The organism is Pseudomonas sp. MRSN 12121 (assembly GCF_000931465.1).
Taxonomy (GTDB): domain Bacteria; phylum Pseudomonadota; class Gammaproteobacteria; order Pseudomonadales; family Pseudomonadaceae; genus Aquipseudomonas.
The window spans coordinates 168,719-185,373 of record NZ_CP010892.1 but is presented as its reverse complement, the minus strand read 5'-3'; the positions used below and the strand labels follow the sequence as shown (position 1 = coordinate 185,373).

16 protein-coding genes are annotated in these 16,655 nt (G+C 66.3%); 5 read left to right on the top strand and 11 right to left on the bottom strand.

The genetic code is table 11. The annotated features are described in order from the left end of the window. Nucleotides 1–72 precede the first annotated feature (72 nt). The 4 genes from TO66_RS00800 to TO66_RS00785 all read right to left on the bottom strand — a co-directional run bounded on the left by TO66_RS00800 (nt 73) and on the right by TO66_RS00785 (nt 1,401). On the bottom strand, nt 73–354 hold the full coding sequence (locus TO66_RS00800) for a type II toxin-antitoxin system RelE/ParE family toxin (protein WP_009041601.1): 282 nt from the start codon (nt 352–354) through the stop codon (nt 73–75). Continuing rightward, nucleotides 344–589 carry a type II toxin-antitoxin system prevent-host-death family antitoxin gene (locus TO66_RS32145; protein WP_082061026.1) on the bottom strand — a complete coding sequence of 82 codons (246 nt, stop codon included), beginning with the start codon at nt 587–589 and terminating at the stop codon, nt 344–346. The genes TO66_RS00800 and TO66_RS32145 overlap by 11 nt, the downstream gene beginning before the upstream one ends. A 64-nt stretch (nt 590–653) precedes the next feature. Then, nucleotides 654–899: a DUF2789 domain-containing protein gene (locus tag TO66_RS00790; RefSeq protein ID WP_044460525.1), complete on the bottom strand. Its 246-nt coding sequence runs from the start codon at nt 897–899 to the stop codon at nt 654–656. Nucleotides 900–939: 40 nt separating this feature from the next. Beyond that, entirely contained in the window at nt 940–1,401 is a 462-nt protein-coding gene (locus TO66_RS00785; protein ID WP_044460524.1) for an aminoacyl-tRNA deacylase, read from the bottom strand. Nucleotides 1,402–1,608: 207 nt separating this feature from the next. Here TO66_RS00785 and TO66_RS00780 point away from each other — a divergent pair, with 207 nt between their 5' ends. Together TO66_RS00780 and TO66_RS00775 are read left to right on the top strand one after the other, a co-directional pair. Further along, complete coding sequence (locus TO66_RS00780; protein ID WP_044460523.1) at nt 1,609–2,994, top strand: nodulation protein NfeD; 1,386 nt, start codon at nt 1,609–1,611, stop codon at nt 2,992–2,994. Nucleotide 2,995: 1 nt separating this feature from the next. Continuing rightward, the gene (locus TO66_RS00775) at nt 2,996–3,754 is read left to right on the top strand and encodes a slipin family protein (RefSeq protein WP_044460522.1); all 759 of its coding nucleotides are present in this window, start codon (nt 2,996–2,998) and stop codon (nt 3,752–3,754) included. Here the strand turns inward: TO66_RS00775 and TO66_RS00770 are convergent. After that, nucleotides 3,720–5,342, bottom strand: coding sequence for a glycosyltransferase family 39 protein (locus TO66_RS00770; RefSeq protein ID WP_044460521.1), 1,623 nt, complete (start codon nt 5,340–5,342; stop codon nt 3,720–3,722). The genes TO66_RS00775 and TO66_RS00770 overlap by 35 nt on opposite strands. A gap of 281 nt (nt 5,343–5,623) precedes the next feature. Here TO66_RS00770 and TO66_RS00765 point away from each other — a divergent pair, with 281 nt between their 5' ends. The 3 genes from TO66_RS00765 to TO66_RS00755 all read left to right on the top strand — a co-directional run bounded on the left by TO66_RS00765 (nt 5,624) and on the right by TO66_RS00755 (nt 9,472). Then, nucleotides 5,624–7,798 (top strand): hypothetical protein, encoded by a 2,175-nt coding sequence (locus tag TO66_RS00765; RefSeq protein ID WP_044460520.1) that lies wholly within the window; start codon nt 5,624–5,626, stop codon nt 7,796–7,798. 2 nt (nt 7,799–7,800) lie between these two features. Further along, nucleotides 7,801–8,574, top strand: coding sequence for a DUF3142 domain-containing protein (locus TO66_RS00760; protein ID WP_044460519.1), 774 nt, complete (start codon nt 7,801–7,803; stop codon nt 8,572–8,574). A gap of 208 nt (nt 8,575–8,782) precedes the next feature. Further along, nucleotides 8,783–9,472: an NYN domain-containing protein gene (locus tag TO66_RS00755; RefSeq protein ID WP_044460518.1), complete on the top strand. Its 690-nt coding sequence runs from the start codon at nt 8,783–8,785 to the stop codon at nt 9,470–9,472. 6 nt (nt 9,473–9,478) lie between these two features. On the opposite strand, the gene TO66_RS00750 is transcribed toward TO66_RS00755, so the two are convergent. The 6 genes from TO66_RS00750 to TO66_RS00725 form a co-directional block, all read right to left on the bottom strand. Beyond that, nucleotides 9,479–10,933, bottom strand: coding sequence for an efflux transporter outer membrane subunit (locus TO66_RS00750; protein WP_044460517.1), 1,455 nt, complete (start codon nt 10,931–10,933; stop codon nt 9,479–9,481). Beyond that, on the bottom strand, nt 10,930–11,988 hold the full coding sequence (locus tag TO66_RS00745) for an HlyD family secretion protein (protein WP_044460516.1): 1,059 nt from the start codon (nt 11,986–11,988) through the stop codon (nt 10,930–10,932). Before TO66_RS00745 ends, TO66_RS00750 begins: the two co-directional genes overlap by 4 nt. 25 nt (nt 11,989–12,013) lie before the next feature. After that, the gene (locus tag TO66_RS00740; RefSeq protein WP_044460515.1) at nt 12,014–13,558 is read right to left on the bottom strand and encodes an MFS transporter; all 1,545 of its coding nucleotides are present in this window, start codon (nt 13,556–13,558) and stop codon (nt 12,014–12,016) included. Nucleotides 13,559–13,770: 212 nt separating this feature from the next. Further along, nucleotides 13,771–14,694, bottom strand: a complete 924-nt coding sequence (locus TO66_RS00735; protein ID WP_044460514.1) for a LysR family transcriptional regulator — start codon at nt 14,692–14,694, stop codon at nt 13,771–13,773. Between the two features lie 195 nt (nt 14,695–14,889). Further along, nucleotides 14,890–15,756: an ABC transporter permease gene (locus tag TO66_RS00730; RefSeq protein ID WP_044460513.1), complete on the bottom strand. Its 867-nt coding sequence runs from the start codon at nt 15,754–15,756 to the stop codon at nt 14,890–14,892. Nucleotides 15,757–15,789: 33 nt separating this feature from the next. Then, a complete protein-coding gene (locus TO66_RS00725; protein WP_044460512.1) occupies nt 15,790–16,650 on the bottom strand; it encodes an ABC transporter ATP-binding protein in 861 nt (286 codons plus the stop codon). Nucleotides 16,651–16,655 lie beyond the last annotated feature (5 nt).

Sequence of the window (16,655 nt, the reverse complement as noted above, 5' to 3'; positions counted from 1 at the left end):
TAACTATCAATGCTGCACGAATTTCAGTCAAGTTTTGAAACAATTGCTCGACCGTCGGCCGAGGAAATCGCTTCAACGCTTTCGTGCCCGCTCATACACGGCACTGCGTTCACGTTTGCCCACGGCCACCACCGAGACCACGACCTGATCCTCGATCACCTGGTAGACCAGGCGATAACCCGAGGCCTTGAGTTTGATCTTGTAGCAGTCCGCCATGCCGTGCAGGGCATCTGCTGGCACCCGGGGCATTTCCAGTCGCTCGGCCAGCTTCTTCTTGAATTGCTCGCGCAGGGTATGCCCGAGCTTGTCCCATTCCTTGCGGGCCGAAGGCAGGAACTGGAGCTTATAAGTCATCCAGGCTTACCGGGATCGGCGTCTCATGACGACGCGCGCGCACAATCTCCGCCAGCTCCAGGTCATCAAGACGTTCCATCAAGGCTTCGAACACATCGGCCGGAACCATATACCCCATGACCCGATTGTGATTGAGCACTGCAACCGGGCCACCGTGCGCGCCATTCAGGACGGCCGAGGGATTTTTTTTCAGTTCAGACACGCTGACAGCTTTATCAGCCAATACGCTTTGCATAATTAAGACCTCAAATTTGGTCTTAATTCTGGTCTATTTAAGGAGCGGTATCAATCCGTTCGCCTCAACCCCCTCTCCCCTTCCTCAACAACACATCCAGCTGATCCACCACTTCCGCCCAGTCGGCGTCGTCGAGGATCTCGTTGCGCAGGAAATCCGCCTGGCTGCGGGTCCAGAAGAAGGCATCCGCCAGGTGCAGTTCCGGTTTCAGTGGCGAATGGGTGGCGATGAAACGGTCGATGCCGACAGGATCGTCGGGCAGGCCGAGTTGCTTGAACAGCGCGGGCAGGCTGTGGGATGGGGATTCCATGGTGGGCTCCTGGGCGGGATTGGCAGGTAGCGGGCCGACCTTAGTAGCTGACCTCGCACACCTCGGCATGGGGCACCATTTTCAGGTATTCGTCCATGCTCAGATGCACCAGGTTGTTGTGGTTGCCGGCCTCCACGTAGATATCTTGCTGGCGGGTCAGCAGCGGGTCGATCACCACGTTCAGGCCATAGGATTCGCCCAGGGCCGGCACCGCGCCGCGCTCGCAGTCGTTGAACAGGTGCGCCAGGGTACTTTCCCGGGTGATCTGCCATTCGCTGCTGCCGCGGATCTTGCTCAGGTCCAGGTGCCGGCTGGCCGGTAACACCGCCATCAGATAGTGGCCGTGATGGTCGTCGAGGATCACCGACTTGGCCACGCGCTCGGCGGGAACGCCCGCCACCCGGGCGGTCTCCAGGCTGCTCGCCGAATGCGGGTGGGCCACCACCTCGAAATCGCAATGCGCCTGTTCCAGGCTGCGTTGCACGGTTCTTGCCATACGCATGATGCACCTCGGTGTCCTGAACGGCTTCGCAGGACTGTGGATGGGCGAACGGTCGCTTCTTTCCACAGTCTAGGACGCACCGTCTGCCGCCACCGACGATCTTCCGAACGGCGCCCCCCCTGCCCAGGGTTCGAGCGAACCCCGGCTCTACTAGACTCAAGGGCAAGACCAACGAACGACTGACGCATGACGCTCCGGGAGAGCCGCATGAACGGGCGCGGGTGGCGGGCAGGGCTGCAGACATTGCTGCTGGGATTGCTGATCGGCGGGCCGACCGGGCACGCCCTGGCCGCGAATCCGGTGGTGGTGCTCACCGTCAACGACGTGATCAGCCCCGCCAGCGCCGACTATGTCGTGCGCGGCCTGGGCAAGGCCGTCGACGAACACGCGCAATTGGTGGTGCTGGGCATCGACACCCCGGGCGGCCTCGACACCTCGATGCGCTCGATCATCAAGGCGATCCTCGCCAGCCCGGTGCCGGTGGCCAGTTTCGTCGCCCCCGGCGGGGCCCGCGCCGCCAGCGCCGGCACCTATATCCTGTATGCCAGCCATGTCGCCGCCATGGCGCCGGGCACCAACCTCGGGGCGGCCACGCCGGTCCGGGTCGGCATGCCGGGCCAGCCCGACCCCGACGCCAATCCGCCCGCCGCGCCGCGCTCGGACAAAGCCCCGCCACCGCCTGCCGACACCCTCACCCACAAGCAGATCAACGACGCCGCGGCCTATATCCGCGGCCTGGCGCAACTGCGCGGGCGCAACGCCGAATGGGCGGAACAGGCGGTGCGCGAGGCAGTCAGCCTGCCGGCCCGGGAAGCCTTGAAGCTCAAGGTGGTGGACTACGTCGCGGACGACCTCGACGGCCTGCTCCGGCAACTCGACGGCAAGACCCTCAACGCCGCCGGCCAGGCCGTCCAGCTGCATACCCTGGGCGCCGCGGTGATCCATCACGACCCGGACTGGCGCACGCAACTGCTGTCGGTCATCACCCACCCCAGCGTGGCGCTGATCCTGATGATGATCGGCATCTACGGGCTGTTCTTCGAATTCGTCAATCCGGGCACCGCGGTGCCCGGCGTGCTTGGCGGCATTTGCCTGTTGCTCGGCCTCTACGCCTTGCAACTGCTGCCGGTGAACTATGCCGGCGTGGCCCTGATCCTGCTGGGCATCGCCTTCATGGTGGCCGAAGCCTTTCTCCCGACCTTCGGCGTCGTCGGCCTGGGCGGCATCGTTGCCTTCGTGGTCGGCGCAGTGATCCTGATGGACACCGAGGTGCCGGGCTACGGCATCCCCCTGCCGCTGATCGTCAGCCTGGCCGTGATCAGCGCGCTGTTGCTGGCGGCGCTGGCGGGCCTGGCGCTGCGCACGCGACAGCGCCAGCAGGTGGCTGGCGATGCCGGACTGGTGGGCAGCGTCACGACCATCACTGCGGTACAAACGGGCAATCCCTGCAACGGCTGGGTGCTGCTGCAGGGCGAACACTGGCAGGTCCTGAGCGCGACGCCGCTGCAGGCCGGCCAACCTATAAAGGTGGTGGCGCGCAACGGGCTGCTGCTGGAAGTGACGACGGCCGAAGCCGCGCCGCGAGGAGGATGAAATGGGTCTGGAATTGGGTTTTGGCGCGCTGCTGGCGTTGCTGCTGGCGCTACTGGTCTCGACGTTTCGCATCCTGCGCGAATACGAACGCGCGGTGGTGTTCCAGCTCGGGCGGTTCTGGCGGGTCAAGGGGCCGGGACTGGTGCTGTTGATCCCGGTCGTGCAGCAGATGGTCCGCGTCGACCTGCGCACCGTGGTGCTCGACGTGCCGCCGCAGGATGTGATTACCCGCGACAACGTTTCGGTCAAGGTCAACGCGGTCCTGTACTTTCGCGTGCTGGACGCGCAAAAGGCGATCATCCAGGTCGAGGACTTCCTCATGGCCACCAGCCAGTTGGCCCAGACCACCCTGCGCGCGGTGCTGGGCAAGCATGAGCTGGATGAATTGCTGGCCGAGCGCGAGCGCCTCAACGCCGACATCCAGCAGGTGCTCGACGCGCAGACCGACGCCTGGGGCATCAAGGTGGCGAACGTCGAGATCAAGCACGTCGACCTCAACGAGTCGATGATCCGCGCCATCGCCAAGCAGGCCGAAGCCGAGCGCGAGCGCCGGGCGAAAGTCATCCATGCCGAGGGCGAACTGCAGGCCTCGGAAAAACTCATGCAGGCCGCCGAAATGCTCGGCCGGCAACCCGGCGCCATGCAGTTGCGCTACATGCAGACCCTGGGCTCGATTGCCGGCGACAAAAGCTCGACCATCGTCTTCCCGCTGCCCATCGAACTGCTCAAGGGCATGGCGGAGGGCTCGGCGAAGGACTGACACCCGCGCCACACATCAGCAGCAGCCGCGCCTTGACGTTGCCGGCCATGAATTCGGCGCTTTGCCGCCAGTGGGCCGGCAGCGGCGCGAACTCGTCGGGCTGGTCGGCGGTGCTGATCAGCCAGACGCGGCCGGTGCCCAGCGGCAGCGCCGACAGGGAGTCGACATACAGGGTAGCGGCCTGTTGGTCGACCAGGGTGCCGAAGCCGTAGGCATTGGGCCGGGTCGAGACCCCGGCAGGGGTCGGCGGGGTGTAGAGCAGTGGCTGGGCGTCGGTGCGGTTGTAATAGACGTAACTCAGGTACCACAGCAGGTCGCTGGTGACGATCCGGTCGCCGGCCACGTAGCGCTGGTTCACGTAGTCCACCAGCACGCTGATCTGGTCATTGCTGTCCACGGTGGCGTTGTTCTTCAGCCCCAGCGCCTCGGCCCCGCCAAACAGCAGCAGGAGCGCCAGCGCCAGGGGGCGGGCGTGCTCCAGCAGCTGGTCCAGCGCAATCGCAACCAACAGCGGCAGGCCCAGGGCATAGGCCGTCAGGTAGCGCTCGATGAACACCGGCGAAATGAACGACACCGCGAACACCAGCACCAGCGGCAGCGTGCTGTAGGTCGCCAGCAGCCAGTGCAGTCGCCAGGGCGAGCGATCGCGCCAGGCCACCAGGGCGACAACCCCCAGCATCAGCAGCGGCAGGCTGGCGAACAGCAAGGGCGGGAGGCTGTCGCCCTCGTCCTGGGTCAGCAGTTGCCAGATCATCGAGGGCAGCGAGACCAGTTCCACCGCCGGCTCCCAGCCGACGTCGCCATTGGCCTTCAGTTGGTCGAGATGCCGGACCAGGTCCACCAGCCCCGGCAGCCAGGGCGCGAACAGCAGCACGATAGCCACATTGGCTAGCCACCAGCCCGGCAGGTTGAGGGTCCGGTTGGCGGGGCTCGCCTGCAGGCGCAGCAGCCCCAGGTACGACCAGTGGGCGAGTACGCAGAGCGCGGTGAAATAGTGGGTGTAGAACGCCGCGCTCATCAGCAGCGTGTAATACACCAGGTAGCGCCGGCGCCACGGCTGCCGGACCCAGTACACCAGGGCAAGGGTCGCGCCGAGCAGCCATACCCCCAGCAGCGCATACATGCGCACTTCCTGGCTGTAGCGCACGGCAGTGGGCAGCAGCGCCAGCAGGACCCCGGCCAGGATCGCCGCGCGACGATTGGCGACCTGCGCCACCAGCCACACCCCCAGCCCGACACAGAGGATGCCCGGCCAGGCGCTGAAACTGCGGATCGCCAGGATGCCGTCGCCGAACACCGCGATCCAGCCATGCAGCAGCATGAAATACAGCGGTGGGTGCACGTCATGGGCGGCATGCACCCAGATCTCGCCCAGAGAATACTGGCTCAGCAGCAGGCTGGAGCCTTCGTCGCCCCAGATGGCGGCCGCGGTCAGGTCGTAGAAGCGCGCGGCCGCCGCCAGCAACAGGATCGGCAACAGCCAGTAGGCCCGCAGCACCACAAGCAGGCCGCGCCCCTCGAGCGCCCGGTGCCCGGCCAGGTGCGGCGCGACCGGACGCAACCAGTGCGGCTCTCTGCGAAACTCCATGGTGACCCTCCTGACCCCGCCTTTTTCCGCCACAGCATCGCTGTTTTCGAGCCCCTTACAAAGCGCCTCTCGCCCTGGGGCGACTGGCAGAGGAGCATCGACGCCAACCAAGGCTGTCAACAAGCCCGCCTCTGAGGGTCAAGCCCCAGGCCCGTCCCCAGCGACGAAGCGCCGCCCGCATCGGTGCGTGTGAGTATTTTAGATGCCATCGGGGACCTTCTGTATGATTCGCACCACACTTGCGCCCCCCCGTTTCCACGGCTTCGGATTAAGGACAATTCATGCGTATCGGTCTTTTGTCGTCTCTGACACTGGCGCTCGGCGCCCTGCTCGGCACTCTCTCCAGCCCCCCGGCCCAGGCCAGCTCCGACGATTCCTGCTACCCCAGCTGGACTCTGGTCAAGGGCCACCTCGACATCTGCAGCAACCTGCCGTTTCTCAACCCGGGCAACGACAGCCGGGTGAACCTGCGCCTGTTGCTGGCCGACAGCGGCGCCCTGCCCGTGGCGCCAAAAGTACCCGGCACCGACGAATTGGACGAAGGTTATGGCCCGGTGCCGTTCGGGGTCTGGAGCCTGGCCTCGGCGGCCAGCGCCGAGCAGACGCCGGCCACGGATGACACGGACCTCAATGGCCGCCTGGAAGCCCTGCAGGTGGTGCGTGAGACCCCGCAAGCGGCCGGCGATGCCTTTCTCTCCGGCGAAGGCAGCCGTTGCCGCAGCAACTCGGACGCCAGCGCCCAGGCGTTCATCGACCAACTGATCGCCGCCGACCTGCCGACCGGCGAACGCCAGGCCCTGGCGCAGAGCCGGGTCAACCTGCTCGCGGCCTGCAGCTGGGACAGCCCGCAACTGGCCAGCCTGTTGCCCGCCACGGTGCAGACCCCGCTGGGCAAGGGATTCGCCACTTATCTACAGGCCGCCGGCGACTTCTACAGCGGGCGCTTCAGCGAAGCCGACGCAGGGTTCGCCAGCCTCAAGGACAGCCCGAACGCCTGGCTGAAAGAAACCGCCCTGTACATGAGCGCCCGCAGCACCCTCAACGGCGCCCAGCAAAACGCTTTCGACGAGTACGGCATGCCCACCCTGGAACAGGTGGATGAGTCGTCGCTGCAACGGGCCGAAACCGGCCTGGAAAGCTACCTGCAAGCTTATCCACAGGGCGCCTACGCCGTGTCGGCCAAGGGCCTGCTGCGCCGGGTGCACTGGCTGGACGGCAATACGGACAAGCTGGCCGCCGACTACGCCTGGCAGATGACCCAGGCCAAGGACGACCAGCGCAACCTGTCGCTGGACGAACTGGTGGAGGAAGTCGACAACAAGCTGCTGATCGTCAACCGCAGCCCCTTCGACACGCCCCTGCTGCTGGCGGTCAACGACCTGATGTGGATGCGCGGCCAGCCCGAATCGCCACTGACCCGCGAAGCCTTGCAGCAACAAAAGGCCGTGTTCGCCACGCAACCGGCGCTGTACGACTATCTGCAGGCCGCCTTCGCCTTCTACGTCGAGCACAACCCGGACGCCGCGCTGAAACTGCTGCCCGCCGAGCCGCCAGCCAGCCTCGACTACCTCGCCTTCAGCCAGCAGACCCTGCGCGGCCTGGCCCTGGAAGCGAAGAACGACGGCCCTGGCGCCCAGGCCCTGTGGCTGCAGTTGCTACCGCTGGCCAAGCAACCGCTGCAACGGGAACAGCTGGAGCTGGCCCTGGCGATGAACTACGAACGCAGCCAGCAACTGGCCAAGGTGTTCGCCACCGACTCGCCGATCAAAACCCCACAGGTGCGCCTTATCCTGCTGCGCCATGTGGCGGGCGCCGAGCTGTTGCGCCAGCAGATCGGCCAGGCCGCCGACCCGCTGGAGCGCGCCACCGCGCAATTCGTGCTGCTCTACAAGGACCTGATGCGCCGCCAGTACGCAGACTTTGCCAGCGACCTGGCGCAACTGCCCGCCGACGCCCCGGAAGACAAGCTCGGCTACAGCCTGGGTTATGTCTTCAGCAACGGCCGGCCACTCCAACTGTTCCACTGGAACGGCGCCGCTGCCGGCTCCGGCTACGTCTGCCCGAGCATCGCGGAGACCGCGGCGACACTGGCAAAGGATGGAAAAGACCCGCAAGGCCTGAACTGCCTGGGTGAGTTCGTCCTGCGCAACGACCTGGACAGCATGCCCCTGGACCAACAGCCCGACGGCCAGTCCCTGGGCGGCACGCCGTCGGCCTTCAAGGGCGAACCGTTCTCCCGCCTCGAGGGCTACAAACAGGTGATCGCCAACCCCAAGGCGTCGCGCAACGACCGCGCCTATGCCCTGTACCGCGCGATCAATTGCTATGCATCGTCGGGCAACAACCGCTGCGGGGGCGAAGACGTGGAACCGGCAGTGCGCAAGGCCTGGTTCCGCCAGTTGAAAGGCAGCCTCGCCGACACCCAGTGGGGCAAGTCGCTGCAGTACTACTGGTAAGCATGGCGAGCCTGCGACGCTACCTGCTGGCGCTGGGGCTGCTGCTCGGCGCCAGCGCCCAGGCCGCGGTCGACGCCCGTGAGCATGATGCCTTCTGGCTGTGGAGCGGGGTCGCCCCGCAGCCGGTGCTGAGCCAGGCCAAGAGCCTGTACATCCTGCAAGGGCAGGTCAGCCGCTCACGGCGCGACCCGAGCGGCAAGGTGCACTTCATCGCCCAGGGCATGGCCATTCCGCGCCTGCGCCAGGGCGAGGTCTGGGTGGTGTATCGCGCCCACACCCTGCACTGGCCGGAAACGGTCTACCGCCAGTTGCTCGGCCAGGTGCAACGCTGGCGGCAGGCCGGCAACCCGGTGGTGGGCATCCAGATCGATTTCGACGCCCGCACCCGCTACCTCGACGAATACGCCAGCTTCCTGCGCGACCTGCGCCAGCGCCTGCCCGCGCAGTACCGCCTGAGCATCACCGGCCTGCTGGACTGGAGCAGCAACGCCAGCCCCGACGCCATCGCCGGCCTCAAGGGCGTGGTCGACGAGGTGGTGGTACAGACCTACCAGGGCCGCCACAGCATCGCCAACTACGCCACCTACCTGCCCCGCCTCGACCGCATGGGCCTGCCCTACAAGGTGGGGCTGATCCAGGGTGGCCAATGGCAGGAGCCGAGCTACCTGCAAGACAGCCCGTGGTTCCGGGGGTATGTGGTGTTTTTGCAGAACCCGCCACCGACACCGGAGGCCACCGCAATACGCCCTAATAGATCGGTTCCCGTCGATCCTTGACGCGCTGGCACCACGCAGGCAAAACAGCTGGCACAGGCTCGGAACCTTTGCAGATTGAAACCTTAAGTCGGGGCACGGTTGACGCAGTCAGCCCTTCGAACTTAGGATCGACCCACAACTCAACCCCGTACGCAGCAATTAAGTTCGCTGGCCGTTGGGGTGAAAAAACCGGCCCAGGCCGGTTTTTTCGTTTCCAGGGATTGGAATCGTGCGCACCGCCTTCTTCGTTGACGGCTACAACCTGTTTTACGGGCTGCTGGCCGGTACGCCGTACAAGTGGCTGGATCTGCCCCAACTGCTCGCGCATATCGTGCATGTCGAGAACCCAGCCAGCGAGCTGGTTTCGGTGGACTATTTCACCTCCTCGGTAAAACCCGAACTCGCGACCCGTGGCCGGCTTTCCAAGGAAGCCCAGGACACATACATACGCGCCCTGAAAGCTGCCAAGGTATGCGTGCACTTCGGACGGCACCAGTTGGAACCCGCCCGGGCGCCGCGTTTCATCGACAAAAAGATCGGGGCTTCGCGGCAGGACAAGGTCGATATCTGGAAACTCGAAGAAAAAGAAACCGACGTGCATATCGCGATCAGCCTGTATCGCCTCGCCGCCCGACAGGCTAGCACCACACATTGCGCGCCCATCGAACAACTGGTCCTGGTTTCTGGCGATACCGACATGACGCCGGCACTGAAGGCTATCCGCGCGGATTTCCCGCAACTGACACTGGGCGTGATCCTCCCTCACCGACCTGAATTCAAACGCCCCGCGCCAGGCTCGCTGAAAGCCTGTGCACACTGGATGCGCCGGGTCGTTACCACCGACGAGTTGCAGCGCCACCAATTCCCGGAGCGGGTCCCGACGCACAAGGCGCCAGCCATCAAGCCCGGGTATTGGTGAGACGCATCAAGACCGCGCGTCCGCCAACGGATACACCGACTCCCAGCCCCCGCCCAGCGCCTTGTACAGGCCGACCATGGCCAGCGACACGCCGGTCGAGCTTTCCACCAGTTGTTCCTGGGTCGCCAGCAAGGCGCCCTGGACGGTCAGGACGTTGACGAAATCCACCACGCCTTCGACGTACTGCTGTTGCGCGGTGCGCAGGGCAATCTGGTTCTGCCGCACGGCTTCGGCGAGGCTGTCACGGCGCAGCTGGCTGCTGTTGTAGCGGGTCAGCTGGTCGTCGATTTCGTGCCAGGCACGCAGCACGGTCTGCTGGTAGGCGATGGCCGCTTCCTGCTGTTGGGCCTCGCGCAAATGCAGCATGCCGCGCAGGCGGCCGCCGTCGAACAGCGGCAGGCTGAACTGCGGGCCGATGCCGAACTGCCGCGAGCCCCAGGAACCGAAATCCGACAATTGCATGGCCTGGGAGCCGAAGTTGCCGGACAGGGTGATGCGCGGATAGAAATCGCCCTGGGCCACGCCGATGCTGGCGGTGGCGGCATGCAGGCGGGCTTCGGCCTGGCGGATGTCCGGGCGGCGTTCGGCCAGTTGCGAGGGCAGGCCGATGGCGACCTGGCGCGGGGTCTGTGGCACTGGCGCGTCCGCCGCGAGTTCGGCGTGCAGGGCCTGGGGCGGTTCGCCCAGCAACAGGCTCAGGGCGTTGATCAGTTGCGCCTGGCGTTGCTGCAGGGCGGGCAGTTGCGACTCGATGGTTGCCACTTGCGCAGCGGCTTCGGCCACGTCCAGGTCGGTGGCCACGCCGTCGGCCAGGCGCAGTTGCGAGAGCTTCAGGCTGTGGCGGGCGACGTCGAGGTTCTGCTCGGTCACCGCCCGGGTGCTCTGCACGCCACGCAGCTGGATGTAGTCCTGGGCCGTCTCGGCCAGCACCGACAACAGCACGCCACGGCGATCGTTCTCGGCGACTTCCAGGGTCGCGTCGGCGGCCTCGGTTTCCCGTCGTACGCGGCCCCAGAAGTCCAGCTCCCAGGAGGCCGAAAAGCCAGCGTCCCACAGGTTGAAGGCGGACTTGCCCTCGTGGCCCGACGGATCGTTGAGGCCTTCGCCGCTGTTGCGCTTGCGGGCATAGCCGCCGCTGGCGCTGGTGGTCGGATAACGCTCGGCGGTGACCACCTGGCGCGCCGCACGGCTCTGCTCCAGGCGGCTGCTGGCCAGTTGCAGGTCGAGGTTGTCGGTCAGCACGCGCCGGCTCAGGGCCGACAGCTGCGGATCGTTGAACACGTCCCACCAACGCTCGTCCAGGGGGCTGTCGACCACCTGACTCGGCGCGGCCTTTTGCGGTGAGGCCCAGGCATCGACCCGCGGCCCCTCGGGACGCTGGAAATCCGGGCCGACACTGCAGGCCGCCAGGGACAACAGGCTCAGGGCAAACGCCGGCTGGAGCAGGTAACGACGACTCATCGCTTCGCCACCTCGCGCACCGAGGCGGCGTTGCCGAGGGTATCGACACTGGCCTCCACCGACATCCCCACCCGCAGACGCTCCACCAGCGGCTGGCCGGGCTCCAGCAGGATCTTCACCGGAATGCGCTGCACCACCTTGGTGAAGTTGCCGGTGGCGTTGTCCGGCTTGACCGCGGCGAAGGTCACCCCGGTGGCCGGCGCCAGGCTCTCGACCCGCCCGTGCAGGGTCTGCCCGTCCAGGCTGTCGACCCGCACCTCGACCGGCTGGCCGGGGTGCATGCGCGCCAGTTGGGTTTCCTGGAAGTTGGCCACCACATAGGCCTGTTCCAGCGGCACCACGGCGAGGATCTTGCTGCCCGGGGTGACATAGGCGCCGACCCGCACCGCGCGCTCGCCGACCATGCCGTCCACCGGCGCGACGATGCGCGTGTAGGACAGCTCATAGCTGGCCATTTCCAAAGCCGCCTGGGCGCGCTTGAGGCCGCCCTCGGCGGCATCGCGCTGGGCCGTGAGGATTTCCACCTGCTTGCGTTCAGCGGCCAGCGCCGCGGTAGCCGTGGCCAGCCGCGCGCTGGCCTGGTCGATACGGGTCTTGGCTTGCTGGGCATTCTGCACCGTGCCGGCGCCGACCCCGGCCAGATGGTTGTAGCGATTCAGTTCATGTTCGGCGAAGGCCATTTCCGCCCGTGCGGCCACCACCGAGGCCTGGGCCTGGGCGATCACCGAACTCTGCCGGTCGAGGGTGGCGCGGGCGTTCTGTAACTGCGCCTTGGCCACCAGGGTTTCAGCGTCCGCCGCCTGGGCCGCGGCGCGCAGGTCGCGATCGTCGATCAGCGCCAGCAATTGGCCGGCCTTGACCCGCTGGTTGTCTTCGACCAGCACTTCCTTGATGAACCCCGCCACCCGCGGCGCCACCAGGGTGTAATCGGCGCTGACGAACGCGTCGTTGGTGGTCTGCTCGGTGGCCTTGCCGGTGATCAGGTACACCAGTACGCCAAGGGCCGCGACCGCCGCCACGCTGACGGCGATTTTGTGTTTGATGTGGATCGTCATAAAAACCTTCTGTCTCAGTGAGCGTTCAAGTCGGCGCGCGAGGCGGATAGATCCGCGTCGGCATCCAGAAAATCAGCAGGATCAGGGCCGCCGCCACGCCGGCCATGACGTAGTAGAGGTCGGCGGAAGTCAGCACCACGGCCTGGCGGTGCAGGCGCTGGGCCAGGTTGCTGGCATCGACGGCGCTCAGCGGCGAGTTGCCGAGGCTGTCCACCAGCCGGGTCGAGTGGAAATGCAGGCGGTGGGTGGTCAGCACGTCCAGCACCCCGGTGGCGACCACCGCCGCCAGGCCCTTCACGGTGTTGAACCAGGCGGAAGCGAACGGCCCCTCGATCGGCTGGATACTGCCGGTGGAGAGCATCAGCAGCGGCAGTACCGCCATCGGCTGGCCGAAGATCTGCAGCAGTTGCAGCAGGTAGAAATCGTCGCGGATCCACACCGACGTCAGGTGCGTGCCCCCCAGGCACGACAGCACCAGCATGCCCAGGCCGATGCCCAGCACCCAGCGACAATCGACCCAGCGCAGGTTGCACAGGGCCGCCACCAGCGGCAGCGCGAGCAGTTGCGGCAGGGCCATCACCAGCATCACCGGGGCCGTCTGCAACGGCCGGTAGCCCTGGACCTGGGCCAGGAAACTCGAAGGAATGATGATCACCGCGGTCAGCACCACCAGCACCCCGGCGAGGGTCAGCAGGGCGAAGGACAGGTTGCGGATACCGAGCATCTGCAGCTTGAAGAACGGAATCGGCTGCGACCATTCGTTGAACATGAACAGCACCAGCAGCAAGGCTCCGCCTCCCAGCAGCAGGCCGATCAGCGGCGAGTTGAACCAGTCCAGGCGGTTGCCCTGCAGGATGCCGATCACCAGCATGCAGATCGCCGGGAACCCCAACAGCAGGCCACGCCAATTGAAGGCCTTGAGGCGCTCCAGGCGCAGCGGGTCCTGGGGCAGGCCGTAGGCCACCGCCAGCATCGCCAGCACGCACGGCGCAACCACCTGCCAGAAGGCCCATTGCCAGCCGACGTATTCGGTCCACAGGGCCGCCAGCGGCGTGCCCAGGCTCGGGCCGAAGGTCGCGGTCAGGGCGTAGCCGGCCAGGCCGTAGAGCTTGACGTTGGCCGGCAGGAACCGCAGGGCCACGGTCATCAGCATCGGCGGCAGCGCGCCGCCGGCCAGGCCTTGCAGGGTGCGCAGCAGCAACAGGCTTTCATAGTTCGGGGCGAACGGGCAGAGCACGCCCAGCACGGTGAACAGGGCGATGGCGCACAGGGTGAACCGCCGCAGCGAGAAGGTCACCGAGCACCAGGGCGCGAAAGCCATGGCCGCCACCGAGGTGGCGGTGTAGCTGGCCACCAGCCAGGTGCCTTCGTCGTAACCGATGGCCAGGGCGCCACGGATATCGGCCAGGGCGATCTTGGTCACCATTTCGTTGAGGCCCGAGACCAGCACCGCCAGCAGCACGCCCAACAGGCCGATGATGATCCGCGGGCCAAAGACCGGAGGACTGGCAGCTGCCGGTTTGCTGGCCGCTGCAAGGGGTGCCGGCACAGCCACGGCAAGGGAACTCATGGGGAAACGACTCCGCAGAAAAGATACCGGAGCAGTTTATGAAGCCGCAAAGCTGACGAAAACTGACTTATCGACAGCTTATAAGTGCGCCAGACACAACGATGGAGGATTTTGGATTCTGTAGGAGCGAGGCTTGCCCGCGATGGCAGCACCGCGGTTTATCTGAAGCACCGCGTTATCGTTCATCGCGGGCAAGCCTCGCTCCTACGGGCTCAGGGTTGGGGTTGCGCGGCGTGCCAGGTTTCGTTGCAGGTGGCGCGCAGGGTTTCGCGGAACCACTTGTGGGCCGGGTCCTTGTCGTAGCGCGGGTGCCAGGCCTGGGTCAGCACCAGGGTCGGCAGCGCGATCGGCAAGGCGAACGAGCCCAGGCGCAGGCCCAGCCGCGACACGCTGAGCAGGGTCTCCCTGGGCACCGGCAGGATCAGGTCCGAGTCCGGCAGCATGAACATCGCGGCATGAAAGCTCGGCGCGACCAGCGGCACCCGGCGCTCCAGCCCCAGTTCGCCGAGCGCGGCGTCGATCGGCCCGCGGGCGATACCGCGCCGGGACATGCTGATATGCGGAAACGCGGCAAAACGCTCGGCGGTGATTTCGTCGTCGAGCAACGGGTGATGCTCGCGGACCAGGCCGACGAAGGTCGTGGAGAACAGGTTCTGCACCTTCACTTCCGGCGTCAGCGGCCGGGTATTGCTGATGCGCAGGTCGATCCGCCCTTCCCGCAGGGCCTCGTCGTCGCCATCGCCTTCGGGGACGAAACGCAGTTCGCAGTGCGGCGCCTGGCGCTCCAGGGTGTCCATCAGGCGGCCGCCATAGACGCCAACGAAAAAGTCGTTGGCGCGCACGTTGAAGCGTCGGCGCAGGGTGCCGAGGTCCACCTTGTCGGCGGAACGGAACAGCAGCGCCGCCTGCTCCACCAGGTCGCGCACCTGGCCGCGCAGCTCCAGGGCCTTGGGCGTGGGCACCAGGCCGCGGCCGGCGCGCACCAGGACCGGGTCGCCCAGCGCCTCGCGGATCCGCGTGAGGGTCCGGCTCATGGCCGCCGGGCTGAGGTTCATGCGCCGCGCGGCGCCGACCACGCTGCCCTCGTCGAGCAGGGCGTCGAGGGCGACCAGCAGGTTCATGTCTGGAAGTTGCATGCTGAGCACTCGTGTCTGGCTGGGGGTGAGTCAGACGCAATGCTAGCAGGGTCATTTCAACCGCGGATACTGCCCCCTGCTGCGCACGCAGGGTGCCAGGCGGAATGCATCGCCAGGTTTTGCGGCCCCTGCGGGGCCGATCGCAGCCTCGCTGGCGCTCGGCAGCGGCTACGGGGGCGGCGGTATTTCAGGTGCTCAGCGTTGCATGCCCCAGCGTTTTACGGTGATGCGTTCGAGGCTGTCGAAGACCAGGTTTTCCACCAGCAGGCCGATCAGGATCACCACCGCCAGGCCGGCGAAGACCTTGTCGGTGTACAGCTCGTTGCGGTTCTGGAAGATGTACCAGCCCAGGCCGCCTTTGCCGCTGCTGGCGCCGAACACCAGTTCGGCGGCGATCAGGGTGCGCCAGGCGAAGGCCCAGCCGATTTTCAGGCCGGCGAGGATCGAGGGCAGCGCCGCCGGGATCAGGATGAACAGCACGAAGCGCATGCCCTTGAGCCCGTAGTTGCGCCCGGCCATGCGCAGGGTTTCCGAAACCCCGAGAAAGCCGGCGTAGGTATTCAGGGCCAAGGCCCAGAGCACCGAATGCACCAGCACGAAAATCAGGCTGTTCTCGCCCAGGCCGAACCACAGCAGGGCCAGCGGCAGCAGGGCAATCGCGGGCAACGGGTTGAACATCGACGTCAGGGTGCTCAGCAGGTCGCGGCCCACCTGGGTCGACACCGCCAGGGTGGTCAGGGCGAAGGCCAGGACGATGCCGATCAGGTAACCCTTGAGCAGCACGACCAGGGAAATGCCGACCTTGCCCAGCAGTTCACCGCTGAGCAGGCCGTGGTACAGCGCGCTGGCGGTCTGCAGGAAACCCGGCAGCAGCAGGTCGTTGTTCTGGTAGCGGGCCACGGCCTCCCAGAGCAGCGCCAGCACGACCAGGATCAGGCTCTTGCGCAGCCAGCCCTGCTGCCAGAGGCGCTGGCCCAGCGGCAAGTCGCGCTCCAGCGGCACCGCCAGCAGCGGTTCGAGGGCGACTTCGTATTCCTGGCGAACAGGTGGTGAATGGCTCATCGGGTGCTCCTAATGCAAGGTCGGCCTACAGGTTCAATAAGCGATACGGATATCGGTGAAGTCCAGCTCGCGCTCGGTTTCCGGCGCCTGGCCTTCGTCGAACAGCAGCCGGTGGATACGCCGCGCCGTCTGCTGGAAGGCCACGCCGCCCAGGCTTTGCAGGTCGTACTGGTGGCTGTGGATTTCCGCCCGCACCCGCCCCGGATGCGGCGACAGCAGGAGGATGCGATTGCCCACCACCAGCGCCTCCTCGATGGAGTGAGTGACGAACAACAGGGTAAAGCGCACCTCCTCCCAGAGCAGCAGCAACTCTTCCTGCATCTTGCGCCGGGTCAGGGCGTCGAGGGCGGCGAAGGGCTCGTCCATCAGCAGGATCTTCGGCTGCATCGCCAGGGCCCGGGCAATGGCCACCCGGGCCTTCATGCCGCCGGACAAAGTATGCGGATAGGCATCGGCGAACGCCGCCAGGCCGACCTTGTCCAGGTAATGCAGCGCACGCTCCTCGGCGTCGCGGCGGTTCGACGTCCGGGACGCCAGTAGCGGGAACATCACGTTCTGCTTCACGGTTTTCCACGGGGGCAGTTGGTCGAACTCCTGGAACACCACGATCCGGTCCGGCCCCGGCTGGCTGACGCGTTGCCCTTGCAGGCGGATCTCGCCTTCACAGGGCGGGATGAAACCGGCGACCGCCTTGAGCAGGGTCGACTTGCCGCAGCCCGAAGGCCCGAGCAGGACGAAACGGTCGGCGGGGTCGACGTCGAAACTGACTTGGTGGGTGGCCCGCACCACGCGCTGCGGGGTGCGGTATTCCAGGCTGACCTGGTCGACCGCAAGCAGCGCCTGCGCGGTCGCGGTCGGATTGCTGGCCGTGTGGCCTGGCAAGGGGGCATTCATCGCAG